Origin of the sequence: Nonomuraea rhizosphaerae (genome assembly GCF_019396405.1) — a bacterium.
In the GTDB taxonomy this organism is placed as follows: Bacteria; Actinomycetota; Actinomycetes; order Streptosporangiales; family Streptosporangiaceae; genus Nonomuraea; species Nonomuraea rhizosphaerae.
Window position 1 is genome coordinate 1 of the sequence record NZ_JAHKRL010000229.1, and the last position, 2,790, is coordinate 2,790.

At 70.5% G+C, this 2,790-nt stretch carries 2 protein-coding genes; one reads left to right on the top strand and one right to left on the bottom strand.

All coding sequences use genetic code 11. The features are described 5' to 3' along the window. Nucleotides 1-4: 4 nt before the first annotated feature. Nucleotides 5-790 (bottom strand): hypothetical protein, encoded by a 786-nt coding sequence (locus KME77_RS11450; protein ID WP_219465575.1) that lies wholly within the window; start codon nt 788-790, stop codon nt 5-7. 261 nt (nt 791-1,051) lie between these two features. Between KME77_RS11450 and KME77_RS11455 the strand changes: the two genes are divergently transcribed. Next, entirely contained in the window at nt 1,052-2,710 is a 1,659-nt protein-coding gene (locus KME77_RS11455) for a catalase (RefSeq protein ID WP_219465577.1), read from the top strand. Nucleotides 2,711-2,790 lie beyond the last annotated feature (80 nt).

The following is a 2,790-nucleotide window of genomic DNA, read 5'->3' on the forward strand; positions in this document are numbered from 1 at the left end:
GGCGTCACAGCAGGACGGCGCCGTTGGTGACGCTCGCGGCGACCCGCTCGGACAGCCCCGACGCCGGCCTGTTGGCCAGCCCGGTCAGGGCGCGCAGCCAGGGCGTGGCCTCCTCCAGCGTCTGCTGCCGGGCCTGCTCGGCGTCGACGTCGGCCAGGTGGTCGCTGGTCCAGCCGGCCAGCGTACGGGCCAGCAACTGGTGCTCGGAGCAGGCCCGGCGCACCTTGGCCTCCAGCCCGGCCACCTGCGCGATCAGCAGTTGCAGCCGGCGCGACCTGGAGGTGCGCTCCAGGCCGTCCAGCTCGGCCAGGCGCTGCGGCCACAGCAGCAGCGCGTTCAGCTCCTCGCACGTGGCGGCGACGATCTCGGACCGGGCGGCCTCGCCGTCCGGCCGCTCCTCGTGCAGCCGCACCGCCGTGGAGACGGCGTACTCGGCGCTCTGCCGGTAGTCGGCCAGCCGCCCGGACAACGCGTTCTGCAGCAGGCGCGCGCGATGCTTCAGGCTGGCCGGGCTCCACCCGAGAACCAGCACCCGCTCGGCGGTGGCCTCGGCGCGCCAGCCGACCCGCGCCACCTGCCGGGCCATGCGCTGGTGCACCACCCAGGACGGCCCCTTGCCGCCGCGACCGGCCAGGTCCGTCCACACGCGTACCCCGCCCAGCGGCAGCGGCACCGTCTGGAGGTGGGCCTCGTCGGGGGACAGAGGTGTGCAGATCCGCTCGATCACCTGGTGGTGGGGCACCGACGGCACGAAGCGCCGGCCTCCCCGGGCCGGCTTTTGGTGGGCCATGGCGCGGCTCCCTCCAGAGGGGTCTTCCGACCCCGCACTCGTGAAGACCTGACTCGTGGTTCGGGGACAAGGTGTCTGCTGGGTCAGCTGTGAGTGTTCGCACCAATGTGGCAGAGATCACCTTATGTCGACAATGGCCGCGGCGCGCGGGCGGAAGGCCCCGTTCGCCGCCCCGGGGGCAGAGAGGGCGAGTCTTTGCCTGTGACCTGCCGGGAGGTGGAAGCAAGGAGGGAAGAGCCTCATCGAAGAGAGGAACGTGACATGACAGAGGCTTCCGGCCCCGGCGACCGGCGGGCGGTTCTGACGAACCGGCAGGGGCATCCGGTCCACGACAACCAGAACCAGCGCACCGTCGGCCCGCGCGGTCCCGCGACGCTGGAGAACTACCAGTTCCTGGAGAAGATCAGCCACTTCGACCGGGAGCGCATCCCCGAGCGGGTGGTGCACGCCCGTGGCGCGACCGCGTACGGCTACTTCGAGGCGTACGGCAAGATCGGCGACGAGCCGATCAGCAGGTACACCAGGGCGAAGCTGTTCCAGGAGGCCGGCCGGCGGACCGACGTGGCGCTGCGGTTCTCCACCGTCATCGGCGGCCGCGACTCGGCCGAGACGGCGAGGGACCCGCGCGGGTTCGCGATCAAGTTCTACACCGAGGACGGCAACTGGGACCTGGTCGGCAACAACCTGGCGGTGTTCTTCATCCGCGACGCGATCAAGTTCCCGGACGTGATCCACGCGCTCAAGCCGGACCCGGTGACCTTCCGCCAGGACCCCAACCGGATCTTCGACTTCATGTCGCAGACGCCTGAGTGCATGCACATGCTGGTCAACCTGTTCAGCCCGCGCGGCATCCCCGCCGACTACCGCCACATGCAAGGGTTCGGGGTCAATGCCTACAAATGGGTCAACGAGCAGGGCGAGACCGTCCTGGTCAAGTACCACTGGATGCCCAAGCAGGGCGTACGCAGCATGACCGAGGCGGACGCGGCCGTCGTCCAGGCCGGCGACCTCGGGCACGCCACCAGGGACCTGCGCGAGGCGATCGACCGCGGCGACCACCCCGAGTGGGAGCTGCTCGTACAGGTGATGAGCGACGACGAGCACCCCGAGCTGGAGTTCGACCCGCTGGACGACACCAAGGTGTGGCCGGAGAACGAGTTCCCGGCCCGGCCGGTGGGCAGGCTGGTGCTCAACGCCAACGTGGAGAACAACTTCGCGGAGAACGAGCAGATCTCCTTCGGCACCGGTGTCCTGGTGGACGGACTGGACTTCTCCGACGACAAGATGCTCGTCGGCCGGACGTTCTCCTACAGCGACACCCAGCGCTACCGGGTCGGCCCGAACTACCTGCAGCTCCCGGTCAACCAGGCGAAGAACGCCGACATCCGCACCAACCAGCGCGACGGGCAGATGACGTACTTCGTCGACACCGCCGGCGAGTCGCCGCACGTCAACTACGAGCCGTCGCTGCTCGACGGGCTGCGCGAGGCCGACGGCCCCGGCGTGGACGAGCAGGGCCCGGTCATCTCCGGGCGGCTCACCCGCGCGCGCCTGCCGAGGACCAACGACTACCTCCAGGCCGGGCAGCGCTACCTGCTCATGGACGAGTGGGAGAAGGACGACCTGGTGCACAACCTCGCCGCCAACCTCAAGCAGTGCGACCGGCGCGTCGCCGAGCGCATGGTGTGGCACTTCCTGCTGGTCGAGGACGACCTGGGCCTGCGCGTCGGCGGCGAGCTGGGCATCACTCCCGAGGACGTGGCGCACCTGGCGCCGCTCGACGGCCAGGAGCTGACCAAGGAGGACCGCGACCGCCTGACCAACCTCGGCGGCAACGGCTTCCGCGACGTCGGCGGGCTGCAGATGACCCACTGCGTGCCGGACGAGCGGGCCGCCCACGCCGAGCAGCCGCAGTCCTGACACCGGTCCGCCGCGGGCTGTTCCCGTCCGGCCCGCGGCGGGCCCCCTGAGGCCTTGACGCGGGTCGTGCGCGTTGTTAG

What these genes read in the sequence shown, in the direction of transcription:
- KME77_RS11450 (WP_219465575.1), bottom strand. Translation starts at nt 790, where the DNA reads ATGGCCCACCAAAAGCCGGCCCGGGGAGGCCGGCGCTTCGTGCCGTCG.
- KME77_RS11455 (WP_219465577.1), top strand. Translation starts at nt 1,052, where the DNA reads ATGACAGAGGCTTCCGGCCCCGGCGACCGGCGGGCGGTTCTGACGAAC.